General features: G+C 70.3%; 11 protein-coding genes. 8 read left to right on the top strand and 3 right to left on the bottom strand.

What is annotated here, in order from left to right; genetic code table 11:
* Positions 1-287 precede the first annotated feature (287 nt).
* The 6 genes from HGB44_RS20310 (at position 288) to HGB44_RS20285 (ending at position 9599) form a co-directional block, all read left to right on the top strand.
* On the top strand, positions 288-2000 hold the full coding sequence (locus HGB44_RS20310) for an N-6 DNA methylase (RefSeq protein WP_082768312.1): 1713 nt from the start codon (positions 288-290) through the stop codon (positions 1998-2000).
* A 139-nt stretch (positions 2001-2139) separates the two neighbouring features.
* On the top strand, positions 2140-2685 hold the full coding sequence (locus tag HGB44_RS20305) for a DUF4365 domain-containing protein (RefSeq protein WP_061080133.1): 546 nt from the start codon (positions 2140-2142) through the stop codon (positions 2683-2685).
* On the top strand, positions 2682-3827 hold the full coding sequence (locus tag HGB44_RS20300) for a hypothetical protein (protein ID WP_061080132.1): 1146 nt from the start codon (positions 2682-2684) through the stop codon (positions 3825-3827). The genes HGB44_RS20305 and HGB44_RS20300 overlap by 4 nt, the downstream gene beginning before the upstream one ends.
* A 122-nt stretch (positions 3828-3949) precedes the next feature.
* Positions 3950-4882, top strand: a complete 933-nt coding sequence (locus HGB44_RS20295; RefSeq protein ID WP_061080131.1) for a serine/threonine-protein kinase — start codon at positions 3950-3952, stop codon at positions 4880-4882.
* 290 nt (positions 4883-5172) lie between these two features.
* Positions 5173-7281 carry a UvrD-helicase domain-containing protein gene (locus HGB44_RS20290; RefSeq protein WP_061080130.1) on the top strand — a complete coding sequence of 703 codons (2109 nt, stop codon included), beginning with the start codon at positions 5173-5175 and terminating at the stop codon, positions 7279-7281.
* A gap of 44 nt (positions 7282-7325) precedes the next feature.
* Complete coding sequence (locus HGB44_RS20285) at positions 7326-9599, top strand: GmrSD restriction endonuclease domain-containing protein (protein ID WP_061080129.1); 2274 nt, start codon at positions 7326-7328, stop codon at positions 9597-9599.
* Positions 9600-9766: 167 nt separating this feature from the next.
* Here the strand turns inward: HGB44_RS20285 and HGB44_RS20280 are convergent, their stop codons facing one another.
* On the bottom strand, positions 9767-11311 hold the full coding sequence (locus HGB44_RS20280; protein WP_061080128.1) for a DUF4241 domain-containing protein: 1545 nt from the start codon (positions 11309-11311) through the stop codon (positions 9767-9769).
* 162 nt (positions 11312-11473) lie between these two features.
* Between HGB44_RS20280 and HGB44_RS20275 the strand changes: the two genes are divergently transcribed.
* Together HGB44_RS20275 and HGB44_RS20270 are read left to right on the top strand one after the other, a co-directional pair.
* Positions 11474-12343 carry an alpha/beta fold hydrolase gene (locus HGB44_RS20275; RefSeq protein WP_061080127.1) on the top strand — a complete coding sequence of 290 codons (870 nt, stop codon included), beginning with the start codon at positions 11474-11476 and terminating at the stop codon, positions 12341-12343.
* Positions 12344-12558: 215 nt separating this feature from the next.
* Positions 12559-13044 (top strand): hypothetical protein, encoded by a 486-nt coding sequence (locus HGB44_RS20270; protein WP_061080182.1) that lies wholly within the window; start codon positions 12559-12561, stop codon positions 13042-13044.
* 25 nt (positions 13045-13069) lie between these two features.
* Here the strand turns inward: HGB44_RS20270 and HGB44_RS20265 are convergent, their stop codons facing one another.
* Positions 13070-13324: a hypothetical protein gene (locus HGB44_RS20265; protein WP_082768311.1), complete on the bottom strand. Its 255-nt coding sequence runs from the start codon at positions 13322-13324 to the stop codon at positions 13070-13072.
* A gap of 350 nt (positions 13325-13674) precedes the next feature.
* Complete coding sequence (locus HGB44_RS20260; RefSeq protein WP_061080126.1) at positions 13675-14661, bottom strand: bile acid:sodium symporter family protein; 987 nt, start codon at positions 14659-14661, stop codon at positions 13675-13677.
* Positions 14662-15126 lie beyond the last annotated feature (465 nt).

Raw genomic sequence — 15126 nt, 5'->3', positions numbered from 1 at the left:
TCGTAGCCTCTCGAAGGTAAGGACGTCGCGTCCAGGGAAACGGATGACATGGAAGGCGTTACCGGCACCAAGAGGGTGCGTGTTCCCTAGAAAATCCTTCCCTACGCGGGACCTTGGTCCTGCCCCGTGGGCACTTCGCGCTCTTTCTCGCTCCCCTGCCGCCGAAGAGGAGAGACGAGAGGCAGGGATGAGTCCAAGTCGAACGTCCTCATCTCATGCGGGATGGCGTTAACAGGGCCAACAGCCCATGCCTAGGCCCAGGGGAACACTCCGTGTACTGTGACCGCATGGATGCCCGTGAGCAGAACGCCGCAGAGGGACAGCAGGTCACCGCCGCCGACATCGCGCGCCTGGCCGGTGTCACCCGTGCCGCCGTCTCCAACTGGAGGCGACGCCACGACGACTTCCCCGCTCCCAGCGGCGGCACCTCCTCCAGCCCGCTGTTCGAACTGGCACGGGTCCGGAACTGGTTGAAGAGCCAGAACAAGGTGGCTGAGGAGTCGCGGGAGGTCCGGCTGTGGCGCACCCTGCGCGGTGACTACCCGGGACACATACTCAAGGGTTTGGCCGACGTCGTCGAGTACCTGGGCGGGCGGTCCCCGGAGGCTCTCAGCGGGGAGGCCGCCGAACTTTCCCGCGTCCTGGCCGAGGAGACCTCGCCCGGTCAAGTCAGCGCCGCGCTCGCGGCGAGGTTCCTGGACTCCGGCGCGAGGTCCGGTACCCCCTTCGGTTCCACTCCTCGGCTGGTCCATGCGGTGGCCGCCCTGACCGATCCGGAGGCGCACAGCGTCTTCGACCCCGCCTGCGGGATCGGTTCCCTGCTACTGGCCGCCGGGGGTCCGGACGCACAGCGCACCGGGCAGGAACTGGACGAGGACGCGGCCCGCCTCGCCCGTGTGCGTGCGAACCTGGAACGCGGGGCCGAGGCCGACGTCCGCGTCGGCGACTCACTGCGTTCGGACCAGTGGTCGGGGCACCAGGCCGATCTGGTGGTGTGCGACCCGCCGCCGCCCTCCACGGACTGGGGGCGCGAGGAACTGCTCATGGACCCCCGCTGGGAGCTGGCCCTGCCGCCCAGGGCCGAGGCCGAGCTGGCCTGGCTGCAGCACGCCTACGCGCACACCGCTCCCGGCGGACAGGCCGCCGTGGTGCTGTCCACCTCCTGCGCCTACCGGCGCACCGGCAGGCGCATCCGCGCCGACCTGGTGCGCAGGGGACTGCTCACCGATGTCTTCGCTCTGCCCGCGGGACTGGCCGCCGCGCATTCCCAACCGGTTCACCTGTGGCTGTTGCGCCGGCCCCTGAGCGATTCCGACACCGCGTCCACAGTACGAATGTGGGACCTGACCTCGCTCGGTCCCGACGGGCCGTGGCGGCTGCCGGATGAACTGCGTGCGGAGGTCGCCCTGATCGACCTGCTCGACGAGGAGGTCGACCTCAACCCGGTCCGGCACGTGGGCCCCGACCTGAGCCAGCTGCCCTCGGCCTTCGCGGCCGCACGCGCGGAGCTCGACCGCCTGACGGAGGAGCTGCGGACGACCCTGCCCGAGCTCACGGCCGGGGTCGCCGAGCCCTTCGACGCCCAGGTACGGGTGGCCGACCTGGTCGACGCGGGGATGGCCGAGGTGAACGGGGAAGCCCTGCGGTCGGTCAGCGACCAGGTGGACACCGACTTCCTCCAGGGGTTCCTGCATAGTCCCGCCAACAACCGCCGCTCCACCAGCGCCAGCGGAACCTTCCGCACCGACGCGCGTGCCGCGCGCATCCCCAAGATGGGTGTGGAGGGGCAGCGCCGCTACGGGGAGGCGTTCCGCGCCGTGGCCGAGTTCGAGCGCCGCGCCCGGGAGTTCTCCGCGCTGGCCGCCAAGGCCGCCGAACTGGCCCGCGAGGGCCTGACCAGCGGTGCGCTGGCACCAGGAGGGCCCGTACCGACCGGCCGAAGCGGCTTGGCCCCGACCGACCCCCCGCCCGACGTACACGTGCGGGAACGGGAAGACTGAGGAACGTTCGCTCCCCTCCCTCTGGAGGTTTCCTGCCTGGGAGGGCAGAGGACACAGGCACACTCCACGACTGCTCTCACCTGTCCACCCCGTGTTGTCCGAGACCTCACACCGCCTGTAGCGTGACCATCGCAACAGCATGAACACCCTGCGGGCGGGGAGGCCCACCCTGTCGTTGGAGCGCAACGTCCACCAGGGACACTACGGAGAGCACTTCACCAGTGTCCTGGCTGCGGCGGCTGGTCTACAGGTCTCCAAGCCTTTTCCCGACTTCGGCGGCACCGACCTCACCATCGGTTATCCGGGCAGCTTCGGAGGGCTTCGTCACCCTTCGATCGAGGTCCAGGTCAAGTCCTGGAGCCGCGCCCAGGGGGCCGGCAACCACTGGTCCTACGACGGCCTCAACCAGGTCCAGTTCAACGAGCTGGCAGGACCCGGGTTTCGCTGCCCGCGCTTTCTCGTCCTCGTGATCGTGCCGTCCTCGGCAGAGGATTACGTGTACGCCGACCACGAGTCACTCCGTCTGAGCCACGCGGCATACTGGGCCTCGTTCCGACACCTCGACCCGGTCGAACCGGCGAGCAGGGACAAGAAACAACGGGTCCAGGTTCCCAAGGCCAACCTCCTGACCACCAAGACGCTCCGCGACCTGCTCGTCTCCACCGACGAAGTGGAGGGGCCATGAACCACGGCACCGGTGACCAGTTCCCTGGCGGGATCGACCCCTTGTCAGTCTCCGACTACCTGCGTGCGCGCGGGTGGAGGCGGGATCCCCGGGACTGGCGGGGCGCGCAGGTCTGGACCCCGCCCGACGGTGCCTCGGACCAGGTACTGCTTCCTCCGGAACTCCGTTACCGCGATGACCGTGAACTGCTTCTACGCGCGCTGCACGCGGTGGCCAGAGCCGAGAACGAGGACTACCAGGACCTGCTGAGGCTCGTCAGCAACCCGATGGTGGACACTCAGTACTTCCACACCCACCCGCCGTCTCCCTCGGGTACTGTTCCGCTCCTGTCGGGAATGGATGCGCTCGAAGGGATCCGCGGTGCCTTCACACTGGCTGCCCGTTCGGTTCTCGACGAGAAACCCAGCATGGGAGGAGGCCGCAACTCCAAAGCGGTGGACGACTTCCTGCGCCAAGTGCGGCTGGGGCCGAGCAAAGCGGGCAGCTACATCCTTTCGGCCGAGGTTCCTCTGACTCCGCCCCGCGGTCACCTGTTGTTCGACGACCCTCCAGCGGAACGCACGGTCGTCCGAGCGATGAAAAGGGCCATGAGCGCCGCTGAGAGGGCAACGAAGGCCGCCGAGTCGAACGAGGGCAGTCTGGACCCTTTCGACGAGGCGATGGAAGCTGGCGTGTCGGCGCGGCTGTGCGACTCCCTCGCCCGGTTCGGCGGGCACGACCACGACCAGGAGTTCTCCATCCGGTTCGCGTGGGCTCCGGCTCAACCCGAAGGGAACGGCGAGGAAAGTGATCAGCTCTCCTTCGGACGGCGTGCGGCGTCGATCCTGCAGCAGGCAGGAGAGCGCCTCAGGGAGTTGGAGTACCGAGGAACGGTGCGACTGCACGGAACCGTCATAGCCACCGAACGCCAGTCGCCTCGGCACGACGGTTTCGTCAAGGTGAAGGGGACACTCTCCACCTCTGAGTCACGGCGTGAACGGACCATCCTGGTCCGGCTTGGGCCGGAGGACTATGGCGCCGCCCTGGCCGCACATGTCAGGGGTTCCACCATCGAGGTTGAAGGAAGGTTGAGCTCTGCGGGCCACCGGCGTGAACTTCTGCCTTCCCTCGTACTCATCGACGGTCAGCCGCTCAAGCGGTGACCGTGGCATACCACGCGGGAACATCCGGCCTCTGGCTGTGGACCAGGGCGACCGAATCGTCGGCCCGAGCCCGGGTGCGGTAGCGTCGGGCGAAAACCCCGGCGGGCGGGAGAGCTTGGAGTATGACCGGCGCGGAACGCCTCCTGGACGGGCGCTACAGGCTGGGTCCGGCACCGCTCGCGCGCGGCGGCATGGGCCAGGTCTGGGTGGGGCACGACACCCGTCTGGACCGGGAGGTCGCGGTCAAGTTCCTCCACTTCCCCGACGGTGTGGAGGACCCCGACATGGTGCGCCGCTTCCGTCGGGAGGCGCGGATCACCGCCGGACTCCAGCACCCGGGGGTGCCCGCGGTATTCGACACCGGCACCGAGGACGGACTGCCCTACCTGGTGATGCAGCGCGTCCACGGCATCGGCGTGCACGACCTGATCGCCGAGCAGGAACGGCTCTCCGTGGGCTGGGCCGCGTGCGTGACCGCGCAGGTGTGCTCGGTGCTCAGCGTCGCCCACCGGGCCCGCCTGGTGCACCGCGACCTCAAGCCCTCCAACCTGATCCTGGAGCCCGACGGCGGCGTCAAGGTGCTCGACTTCGGATTGGCCGTAGCGCTGGGGCGCCCCGACATGTCGCAGATCACCCGGACCGGGCACACCCCCGGCACTCCCGCGTACATGGCTCCCGAGCAGTTGCTGAACGGGGAGAGCACAGCACACAGCGACCTGTACGCGCTGGGGTGCGTGCTGTACGAGATGCTCACCGGCCAGCGGCTCTTCTCCGCCTCCACCTCCTTCGGGCTGGCCTCCAAACAGGTCAGCGAAACACCCCGCGACGTGCGATCGCTGCGTCCGGACGTACCGCGGGAGGTCTGCGACGTCGTCACGGCGCTGCTGGAGAAGAAGCCGGAGGCCCGCCCGCGCGACGCCAACGAGGTGTACGGGCGCCTGATCGGCTTCGTCACCGGCCTCGAACCGCTGCCCGGAGTCCTGCACCCGCCCTCGCTGCCCAGCCCGCACCGGATGTACGGCACCGCGCTGGGACGCGTCTTCGGTCAGTCGTGACAGCCGCGTCCCGGTTCCGCGGGGACGGCCGGTCCGTGTAACGACTGGACAACCGGAACTCGAGCCCACGCGTCTTCCAGCGCGGGGGAAACTAGCGTGGAAGGCGCACAACCCCAGTCCCCCGTCCGCCCCCGAGGATGTGTCACCCCCAGCGCACCGCTCCACCGCGACGCCACCGCCCGCTGCGGGCGAGGTGTGTCGGGTGTGTGCCCGTGAGGTCTCCAGCACCCTCGAAGGCGGGCTCGTGACCCTCCCCGACCACACCCCCTGACGACGCTAGGAAAGCAGCAGTGGCACGACTCGCCCTCCACCGGGACTTCCTGCAGGAGTTCGCCGGACTCGAGAAGCCGGTCCGGGAACGCGTGGGAGAGGTGTTCGGCAAGTTCGAGAACGCCACCCACGCAGGTCTGCACCTGGAGAAGATCGCCGGAGCCCGCGACGACCGTTTCCGCACCATCCGCATCGACCAGTTCTGGCGCGGGGTGGTGCTGGCACCGGAGAAGGGCGACACCTACACCCTTCTGCGCGTCCTGGGCCACGACGAGGCCTACGACTGGGCCAAGCGCCGCAAGGCGTCGGTGAACATGGCCACGGGCGGCATCGAGATCCGCGACGTGGCGGCACTCGACGCCAGCATCCCGCACATGAAGCGCATGGCGGCGTCCGCGCCCGAGCGTCTCTTCGACCACGTCGGGGACGCCGATCTGCGCCGCCTGGGCATCGACGAGCACACCCTGCCGCTGGCGCGCGTGCTCACGGCCCCCTTCCAGCTCGACGCCGCCCGGGGCCTGCTGCCGCCGGTGCAGTGGGACGTGCTGTACGGACTGGCGGCGGGGATGTCCCCCGAGGAGGTGTGGGCGGAGCTGGGATCGGCGATCTCAGAGGAGATCGATCCCGACGACCTGGACGCGGCGGTCCGGCGCAGCTCCGACCGGGTGCTCCTGGTCGAGGGCCCCGACGAGCTGATGGCCGCCCTGGAGCACCCCTTCGACCTGTGGCGGATCTACCTGCACCCGGCGCAGCGGGCCGTGGTGGAGGCCTCGCACCGCGGCCCGGCCAGGGTCAGCGGCGGCCCGGGAACGGGCAAGACCGTGGTGGCCCTGCACCGGGCGCACCGGCTGGCCCGCGACGGGGGCCGGGTGCTGCTGACCACCTTCACCTCCACGCTGGCCGACTCGCTGGAGGGCTCCCTGCGCCTGCTCGCGGAGACCGACGGTGCGGGGGACGCACCGACCGTGCTGGAACGGGTGCGTGTGGAGCACGTCGACCGTCTGGCCAACCGTGTCTTCCGGGAGGAGCACGGCCTGCCCGACCTGCTGAGTCCGCAGCGGGAGCGGCGGCTGTGGGAGCAGGTGCTCGGCGGTCTGGGGCTGGACCTGCCGCCCGCCTTCCTGGCCGAGGAGTGGCGGCAGGTGGTTCTGGCCCGCCGGGTGAAGACGGCTGAGGATTACCTGGCGGCCAAGCGCACCGGACGGGGCCGCGGACTCTCGGCGGCGAGGAAGGCCCAGGTGTGGCAGGCGGTACAGGCCTTCCAGGACCAGCTGGCCGCACAGGGCCTGTGGACCTACGAGACGGTCGTCGAGGAGGCGGCGCGGCTGCTGGAACAGCGCGTGGACAGGCCCTTCGACCACGTGGTGGTGGACGAGGCCCAGGACCTCTACCCGGGACAGTGGCGCCTGCTGCGCGCCGCCGCGACGGAGGGGCCCGACGACGTGTTCATCGCCGGCGACACCCACCAGCGCATCTACGGCCCGCAGGTCAGCCTCGCCGAGGTCGGTCTCAACGTACGCGGGCGGTCATCGAGACTGCGTGTCAACTACCGCACCACGGCCCAGATCCTCGGCTGGAGCCTGGGGCTGATGCGCGGGCAGGCCGTGGACGACATGGACGGCGGTTTGGACTCGGTGGCCGGCTGCCGTTCGGAGATGCGCGGTGCCGACCCCGTCCTCTCCGGCTTCGCGACGTGGGAACGGGAGCTCCGGCACGTGGTGGAGTCCGTCCGCTCCTGGACCGAGGCCGGGGTCCTGCCCTCGGAGATCGGGGTCGCCGCCCGCTCCAACCGGAGCGTGGAGCAGGCCGTGGCGGCCCTGACCGATGCCGGTGTCACGGCACGTGCGCTGTCCAAGAACAGTGAGGCGGGTGACGCGGTCGCCGTGGGCACCATGCACCGGATGAAGGGGCTGGAGTTCCGCTGCCTGTCGGTGGTGGGCGTGGGCGGTGACCAGCTTCCGCTCGCCAGGCACGTCACCCCCGCGGACGAGGATCCCGGGGCGCACGCCCGCGACCTGCTGCGCGAGCGCAGTCTGCTGTTCGTGGCGTGCACGCGTGCCAGGGAGCAGTTGCACGTGAGCTGGCACGGGACGCCCAGCCCCTTCGTCGAGGCGCTCCTCGCCCCCTGACTCCCGCTTCCCCCAGACCGCCAAGACGAGAAAGACGACCTTCCATGGCGAAACTGTCCACGCTCCTCGACCAGATCGACAACGGGACGATCCTGCTCCCAGAGTTCCAGCGCGGTTACGTGTGGAACCGCGACCAGGTACGCGGGCTGATGCGCTCGGTCTACCTCGGCCATCCGGTGGGCAGCCTGCTGATGTGGGAGACCACCAACGCCGAGGAGGCGGTGCAGGGCGTGGTGAACGGCGCCGGGGCCCATCTGCTGCTGCTGGACGGTCAGCAGCGGATGACCACCCTGTACGGCGTGATCAGGGGCAAGGCGCCTGCGTTCTTCCAGGGCAACACGCAGGCGTTCACGGACCTGTACTTCAACCTGGAGAGCCAGGCGTTCGAGTTCTACATGCCGAACAAGATGAAGAACGATCCGCTGTGGGTGGACGTCACCGGGTTGTTCCAGCAGGGCCTGGTGCCTTACCTGACGCGCTTCACCAGTGAGCCGGAGAAGGCCAACCGGTATCTTCCCCGGCTCAACGCGTTGAGCCAGATCGTGGACCGGGACTTCCACTACGAGAGCATCACCGACGCCAACCAGACGATCGATGACGTGGTGGAGATCTTCAACCGCGTGAACTCGGGCGGCACCAAGCTGTCCAAGGGCGACCTGGCGCTGGCCCGGCGGTGCGCTGTACAGCCTGGTATCCGCGCGACCATGCGCCAGAGCATCACGGACTGGGAGGAGGCGGGGTTCTCCTTCAGCATGGACTGGCTGCTGCGCAACGCCACGGCAGTGGCCACCGGACGCGCACTGTTCACCTCGCTGGAGAACGTGGAGCCCGACCGGTTCGCCACGGCTTTGAAGAGTTCGGTCGACCACGTGGGAACCTTCCTGGACGCGGTGTCGGGGCGGCTCGGGCTGGACCACGACCGGGTGCTGATGGGCAGGTACGCGGCGCCGGTGGTCTCACGGCTGCTGGAGCTCAACGGCGGCAGGTTCAGTGACGCGGCGCACCGGGACAAGGTGCTCTACTGGTACGTGCACAGCGCGCTGTGGGGCCGCTACGCCGGTTCGACGGAGACCTTCCTCCAGCTCGACTACGACGCGGTGAACGAGTCGGGCGTGGAGGGTCTGCTCCAGCGGATGTCCCGGTGGCGCGGCGGGAACCTGGACGTGCGCCCGCACGACTTCGAGGGCGCGACCCGGGGATCGCGGTTCTATCCCCTGCTGTACATGCTCACCCGCGTACACGGCGCCCGCGACTTCGGCAGCGGCCTGGAGCTGAAGGCGGAGATGCTGGGCAAGCTGTCCTCGCTCCAGGTGCACCACGTCTTCCCCAAGAAGGTGCTGCGGGAGGCCCGCTACGACAATCGCCAGGTCAACGCCATCGCCAACTTCTGCTTCCTGACCCAGGACACGAACCTGGAGATCTCCGCGCGCACTCCGGAGGAGTACTTCCCCGAGGTGGAGGAGCGCCATCCGGGGGCTCTGGCCTCGCAGTGGATCCCGATGGATCCGGCCCTGTGGAAGGTGGAGAACTACCCCGACTTCCTGGCTGCGCGGCGGGAGCTGTTGGCCGGGGCGGCTCAGGACTTCCTGTCGGGTCTGGCTTCGGGCAAGGCGACGACCGGACCGGACGCGGGGCCGCTGCGGCCCATGACGGTGCTCAGCGCCGAACCCGACGACGCACGGTCGGTGCAGGTCCAGGAGATGGTGGACGAGCTGAGGCGTCTGGGGTTCGCGGAGCCGGAGCTGGACGCGGTGATCAGCGACCCCGAACGGGGCAGGGTGATCGCCGAGGCCGAGGCGTTCTGGCCGGACGGGTTCCAGCACGGGGTCGGCAAGCCGGCGGTACTGGAGCTGGACCCCGACCAGGCCGACCTTCCGAGGTTGCAGGAGCTCGGCTACGAGGTGTTCACGTCGGTGGAGGCCCTGTTGGGCTTCGTGGACCGGCTCGGACAGGACGCGGCCGGGGAAGCCGCCGATGAGCCGGTGGAGGAGGTTCCCGCCTCCGGGCCGGAGACCGCCGACTTCGGTCGGGCGATGCTGTCGGTCTACGAGCGCGCCAAGTCCGAGGCCGACTACACGGCGACCTTCTTCCTGGGCATGCTCTCGGAACTGGGGCCGCTGGGCACCGCCCGCAAACTGCTCCACGCCCCGGCGGTCTCGGACGGGTTCGCGAACCTGTGGGAGCGGGGCCGCCTGGACCTGACGGTGGAGGCGCTGGTGCTGCGTCCGGAGTTCTCACCGCTGTTCACCGACGAGGAGCTGACCCGGGCCCGGGCCCGGCTGGAGCAGTTCGGACACCGCTTCCTCGACGCGGTCTGAGCCGGTCGGAACCGCGTGGAGACGACGGGTGCGCCGGACGGGAGGCTCCGTCCGGCGCACCCGGCCGGTGCCCGTGCGCGGACCGTCGGCCCCGGTGAGGTCGCGGGATACCGTACCGGGCGGGGCGCGCCCGTGTCGGGACACCTCCTCCTCGGTACTGACGGAGCTCACGGCGTGGTGGGTTCCCCGTCCGTGACCGGCTCGGCGCTCTCCAGGACGAGCATGTCGACCACCAGGGAGCGGACTCGGCCGTCCTCGGTGCGGCCGATCCAGACCGGGTAGCTGCCGTCTCCCCAGCCGCTCGGGACGACGGTCAGGTCGCCTCCGGTCTTCGGGTCGGGGAGCCGCCGGGACCACGGGCTGGTGTCCCGCGCCTGCTGGACGGGGTCGTCGAGCGCCGCGAGGTCGGGGTCGGTGCTGTTGACCACCGCGTGGGCCAGCCGGAGCAGGTTGTGGTTGCTCCGGTACTGGTCATAGCGCTCATCGTCGGGAGACAGGCCGATCGCCTCCATGAAGGCGTCGCGCACGGCGGGGTGGAACTCAGGCCGGGCGATCAGCGCACGCGCGGTCTCCTGCCACAGCCGTTCCCTGTCCCTGATCGCCTGGAGTTCCTCCTCGTGCAGCCCGTAGAAGATGCGCTCGTAGGCTCGGAAGTCGTCGAAGAGGCCGGTGAAGTAGGGCAGGCAGGCCGCGTCGGTGATACCGATCTGCCCACCGTCCACGCCGACGCCGTAGAAGTGGTCCTCGTCCAGGTCGTGCGGGTCCTGACCCGGACGCAGGGCCATCTCCCAGGAGGCGACCGGGAATGCTTCGAGGCTCCGTACGTCCACGCGCAGGGCCATGACGCACGTGGTCTCCTCGTCGCCGTCCTGCCCGAGGTGGAGCAGGGACAGGCGCGTCGGGTGCTCCCCCGGCGGGAGGGGCACGGTGAAGGCCTCGGTGTCCTTGGCGAACGACAGGGAGCCGGGGTCGTAGACCATGACCCGTCCGGTGGGCAGGTTCACGGTGCCGATGTCGCGGACGGCCACCGTTCCCGTCCCGGGATACCAGGAGCTCGTGAACCGGTTTCCGGGGCGGAAGAGGTCGTCGACGCGCCGGGGTGCGAGGGGACGCGGCGGTGTCCAGGGGGCCGCCACGGGAGCGCCGCCCGGTTCCACCGCGGCCTCGCTGAGCCGGAGTTCCCCCTCGGTGAGGACGGGGTGCGCCCGTAGGAGGGAGACCCAGTCCCCGAACGGCGGGGCGGGCAGCGTGACCACGCGGGCCAGTTCCGGGTCCGGGGCGCGGTTGACCGACATCAGGCCGCCGCCGTGCTGCGTCTGGTACCGGTAGAGGCCGCGCTCGCGGTTGAGCGTCTCGACCTTGACGGTCCAGCCGTCGCGCCGGTCCGGCATCGCTCCCCGTGGGGGCTGGTTCCACTGGAAGCCGTGCGAGAGGAGGAGTTCTCCGTCTCCCTCCGCGCGGGTGTAGCGGTGGTGGGTGTGGCAGCGGCCCTCGGCGTCGAACAGCCAGATCCCGCAGTGCCGGTCGGCCCAGGAGATCTCCAGGAGGACGAGCGGTGCCGCGTCGGGGGTGCGGACCAGGACGGCGTACTGTTCACCGGCCCCGTCCCGGGCGCGTGCCGTCGCCGTGTCCAGGAGGCCGACCGGCGCGGTGGTGGCGGGGTCCCAGCCTTCGCAGTAGACGACTTCGAGCGGGGTGGGGGTGGTCGGCATGGGGGAGTTCCTCGTGTTCGGGGGATGTGCACGAAGAACGTAACGGACACGGATGACGTTTTCTGCACATCTCATCCGCACCTGAACGCGGGCCGACGGGTTCTGTCACTCCGGACGGTCACTATGGGCAGGAGACGACAGCGTTCTCGGAGAGGACACCTGATGACAGAGACGAAGACGCACACCCTGGACGTGCCGGGCGCCGTTCTGCGCTACGACGTTCGGAGCGGCTCGTCAGCCGGATCGCCCGTCCTGCTGCTGATCGGCTCTCCGATGGACGCCAGCGGGTTCACCACCCTGGCCCGGCACTTCACCGACCGCACGGTCGTGACCTACGATCCCCGCGGGGTCGGGCGCAGCGAGCGCGCCGACGGCGGAGCCGGGGGCACACCCGAGGAGCACGCGGACGACCTGCACCGGCTGGTCTCAGCCCTCGGCGCCGGGCCGGTGGACCTCTTCGCCAGCAGCGGCGGCGCCGTCAACGCCCTGGTCCTGGTGGCCCGCTATCCGGAGCAGGTACGCACTCTCGTGGCGCACGAACCGCCCGCTGTCCAAATGCTGCCGGACAGGGAACAGGCGCTGGCCGCGAGCGTGGACATCCGCCGAACGTACGAACGCGACGGTCTGGGCCCCGCGATGGCGAAGTTCCTCGCGCTCATCAACCACAAGGGGCCGCTTCCGGGCGACTTCACCGACCGGCCCGCTCCGAACCCCGCCGATTTCGGGCTGCCCGCCGAGGACGACGGTTCCCGCGACGACCCGATGCTCGGGCAGCTCATCCCGTGCACCCACTTCCAGCACGACGTCGACCGGCTGCGCGCGGCGTCGACGCGCATCGTCGTCGGCGCCGGGGCCGAGAGCGGGGGTGAGCTGTGCAACCGGGCGGCCGAGGCCGTGGCCGAGCGGCTCGGAACGGCGGTCGTCACCTTCCCCAGCCACCACGCCGGTTTCCTCGGCGGCGAGTTCGGCATGAAGGGCGACCCCGACGCCTTCGCCGCCGTCCTGCGCCGTGTCCTGACGGAGGGTGTCTGAGGCCCGGCGCCGGGTCCGGTCCGGCGCGGGGCGGCGTCGGGCCGGGCGGCGCGGGCGTAGAAGCCCTGCGGCGCGGGCGAACCCGCTGCCCGCCCGGAGCGTCCGAAGGGGTGGCCGTGTCCCGGCGGAGCGGAGGCGGCGGGGAGGGGCGCATGGGCTGGCGGAGGGCTTGGTCGGGAGACATCGGACTTCTGTCACCGGGGAAGGCGTTCGTCGTGTTCCTGGCCAGCGCGGCGCTGGCCTGCGCGTTGATCCCGCTGTCGGTGCAGTTCTCAGGCCATGAGCTGCGGGCTCTGGGAGCCGCCTACGGCTGGACCGGGCAGGAGGGCGTCCTTGAGGTCACCGAGTCGGTGCCCCTCTCGGATGGGGGCTCGCTGTGCCTGGGTGTCTTCCGTTCCGCGGACGACGGACCCGTGCGGACCGGTGTCCACCTGTACCTGTCGGGGCCCTGTGAGCCCGGCCGTCTGGAGGCGGCCCGCCTCGTCCCCGGCGAGCCGTCCTGGATACTGACCACGGAGCAGGACCGCGCCTACGCGGACGCGGGACTCGGGAGCGGTGTCACCACGTCGATCCTCGGGTTCGTCCTCGTCAACCTCTTCTGCCTCGGATTCGGTCTGGTGTTCGCCCAGGCCGCGTTGGGCCTGGGCACCGCGCTCCTGAGGAGGGCGTGGTTGCGCCGGAGCGCGCCCCCGGAACCATGAGACCCCTGTGAAAGGGGCGCGTGCGTCAGTCGTAGGAGCAGCGGGGGTGCGGGATGATCCCGCGTTCGGGCCTGCGGGGGTGCGGGCAGCGGCCGCGCACACGATCCCGGAGGGTCTTGCGGCGCGAGTCGGTCTCCGCAGCGGGGGCGGTGACGGGCGTGGTGTGCGCGGGAGGAGTGCACGGCGCGAGGAGGACGTGGGGGTTTCCCAACGCGGCGGTGAGGGCGAGTGCGAGGAGTCCGGAGCAGGGGTGCAGGAACCGACGGTGTCGCTCGGGCATGGGCACCAGCCTGGCATCCGTCGCCTTGTGTGGCGTGATGATCACGTAAAGAGATGTGTCCGGTTCAGGCCAGGGACTGCGCGTGTGAACCGTGTTGCGCCCGGGTAACCAGTTCGATCGGTGAGGCGGGGACACGTTCTCGGGACTAACCGGGGGCGGCGCCCGCCGCCTCCCCCAGCGTGGCCGCGCCCGGAGCGGGCGCGGGCGGCGAGGGGTCCGGTATGGGCGGGAATAGGCCTTGGCGGACGGGTTGGCGCCAACCCGTCCGCCAAGATGGCGGCCCCGGCGCGAGGCGGAATGTCCTCGGCCGGGGCGGGAGCGGACTGGGCGGGAGCGGGCGGAGCCCGGGTTCAGGTCCGGGGCTGGCCCTCCGGGCCGCTCCCGGTCGGCGCGGAGTCAGCCGGGGCGTCCTCGGGCGGGCGGCGGGCCCAGTAGGTGGCCACGAGCGCGCCGGAGATGTTGTGCCAGACCGAGAACAGGGCGCCGGGCAGGGCGGCGAGCGGCGCGAAGTGGGCGGTCGCCAGGGCCGCGGCGAGCCCGGAGTTCTGCATCCCCACCTCGACGCTGACCGCGCGGCGGGCGGCCTCGGGCAGCTTGGTGACCACGCCGACCAGGTAACCGAGCCCCAGTCCCAGGGAGTTGTGCAGCACCACGGCCAGGGCGACCAGGAGGCCGGTGGAGAGCACGGCGTCGGCGTTGGCGCCCACCACCGCGGCGACCACGACGACGATGCCGATGACGGACACCAGCGGCAGGACGGGCAGGACCCTCTCCACGAACCGGCCCGCGGCCATGCGCAGCAGCAGTCCCGCCAGGACCGGGACCAGGACGACCTGGAGGATGGAGACGAACAGGTCGCCGGCGGCGACGGGCAGGGTGGAGCCGGCCAGGCCCAGGACCAGGAGCGGGGTCAGCACGGGGGCGAGCAGGGTGGAGATCGAGGTCATCGCCACCGAGAGGGCCACGTCGCCGCGGGCGAGGTAGACGATGACGTTGGAGGCGGTGCCGCCGGGGGCGGAGCCGACCAGGACCATGCCCACCACCAGCAGCGGCGGCAGACCGAGGGCCTGGGCGATCCCCCAGCCCAGGAGCGGCATGACCGTGTACTGGACCAGGACGCCGAGGATGACGGCCTTGGGGTGCCTGGCGACGATCGCGAAGTCCACGGGGCGCATGGTGAGCCCCATGCCGAACATGATCACCCCGAGCAGCAGGGAGATGTAGGGGGCGAGGAGGGCGGCCTGCCCGGGGGCGGCCAGGCCCACGATCCCTCCGGCGAGGACCAGCAGGGCGAACCACCTGCCGACGAAGTCGGCGACGCGCGTGAGAACTGACATCGAAGGACTACTTCCCGTGGGTGCCCCGGGGCGGCGGGACACCGCTCCCCGGGCGGTCGCCGCCGCGAGGGGTCGGTCGCCGCGCGGCCATGGTAGCCCCCGTGTCCCGGTCGGCTTCCGGCCGGGGAGCGGGGCGTCGCACCGCGGCCCCACCAGGACCGTCGGGAGGAGCGGTCAGAAGCATGCGCACGGAAGCGGAACCCTTCTCCGGGGCTGTCTGAGGCGGGGCCGGACCATGTCCGGTTGTGCGGCCAACCGAGCGGATACATCGGTCATATGACCATAAAAGCCACATACAATCTTTTGACACCTTCCTGAGAAGTTTTTTTCACGCACCACTGACTTTTAATTTGTGGGGTTATATCTCCAAGGACAGTCCAGTTCCGGCCAGACACCCCTTGAGCAGCTCGGGACGGTACTGCATGGGTCTGAGTCGAGCGCGCATCAAAACGGCGAGCTGGTCGA

Source organism: Nocardiopsis alborubida (assembly GCF_012396365.1).
Lineage (GTDB): Bacteria > Actinomycetota > Actinomycetes > Streptosporangiales > Streptosporangiaceae > Nocardiopsis > Nocardiopsis alborubida.
Note: the sequence above shows the minus strand (reverse complement) of the source record. Positions and strands in the feature narration are given on the sequence as shown.

Bases quoted from the DNA above. Each gene is read 5' to 3' on its own strand.
- HGB44_RS20310 (WP_082768312.1), top strand. From the start codon at position 288: ATGGATGCCCGTGAGCAGAACGCCGCAGAGGGACAGCAGGTCACCGCC.
- HGB44_RS20260 (WP_061080126.1), bottom strand. From the start codon at position 14,661: ATGTCAGTTCTCACGCGCGTCGCCGACTTCGTCGGCAGGTGGTTCGCC.
- HGB44_RS20295 (WP_061080131.1), top strand. From the start codon at position 3,950: ATGACCGGCGCGGAACGCCTCCTGGACGGGCGCTACAGGCTGGGTCCG.
- HGB44_RS20265 (WP_082768311.1), bottom strand. From the start codon at position 13,324: ATGCCCGAGCGACACCGTCGGTTCCTGCACCCCTGCTCCGGACTCCTC.
- HGB44_RS20275 (WP_061080127.1), top strand. From the start codon at position 11,474: ATGACAGAGACGAAGACGCACACCCTGGACGTGCCGGGCGCCGTTCTG.
- HGB44_RS20285 (WP_061080129.1), top strand. From the start codon at position 7,326: ATGGCGAAACTGTCCACGCTCCTCGACCAGATCGACAACGGGACGATC.
- HGB44_RS20280 (WP_061080128.1), bottom strand. From the start codon at position 11,311: ATGCCGACCACCCCCACCCCGCTCGAAGTCGTCTACTGCGAAGGCTGG.
- HGB44_RS20305 (WP_061080133.1), top strand. From the start codon at position 2,140: ATGAACACCCTGCGGGCGGGGAGGCCCACCCTGTCGTTGGAGCGCAAC.
- HGB44_RS20300 (WP_061080132.1), top strand. From the start codon at position 2,682: ATGAACCACGGCACCGGTGACCAGTTCCCTGGCGGGATCGACCCCTTG.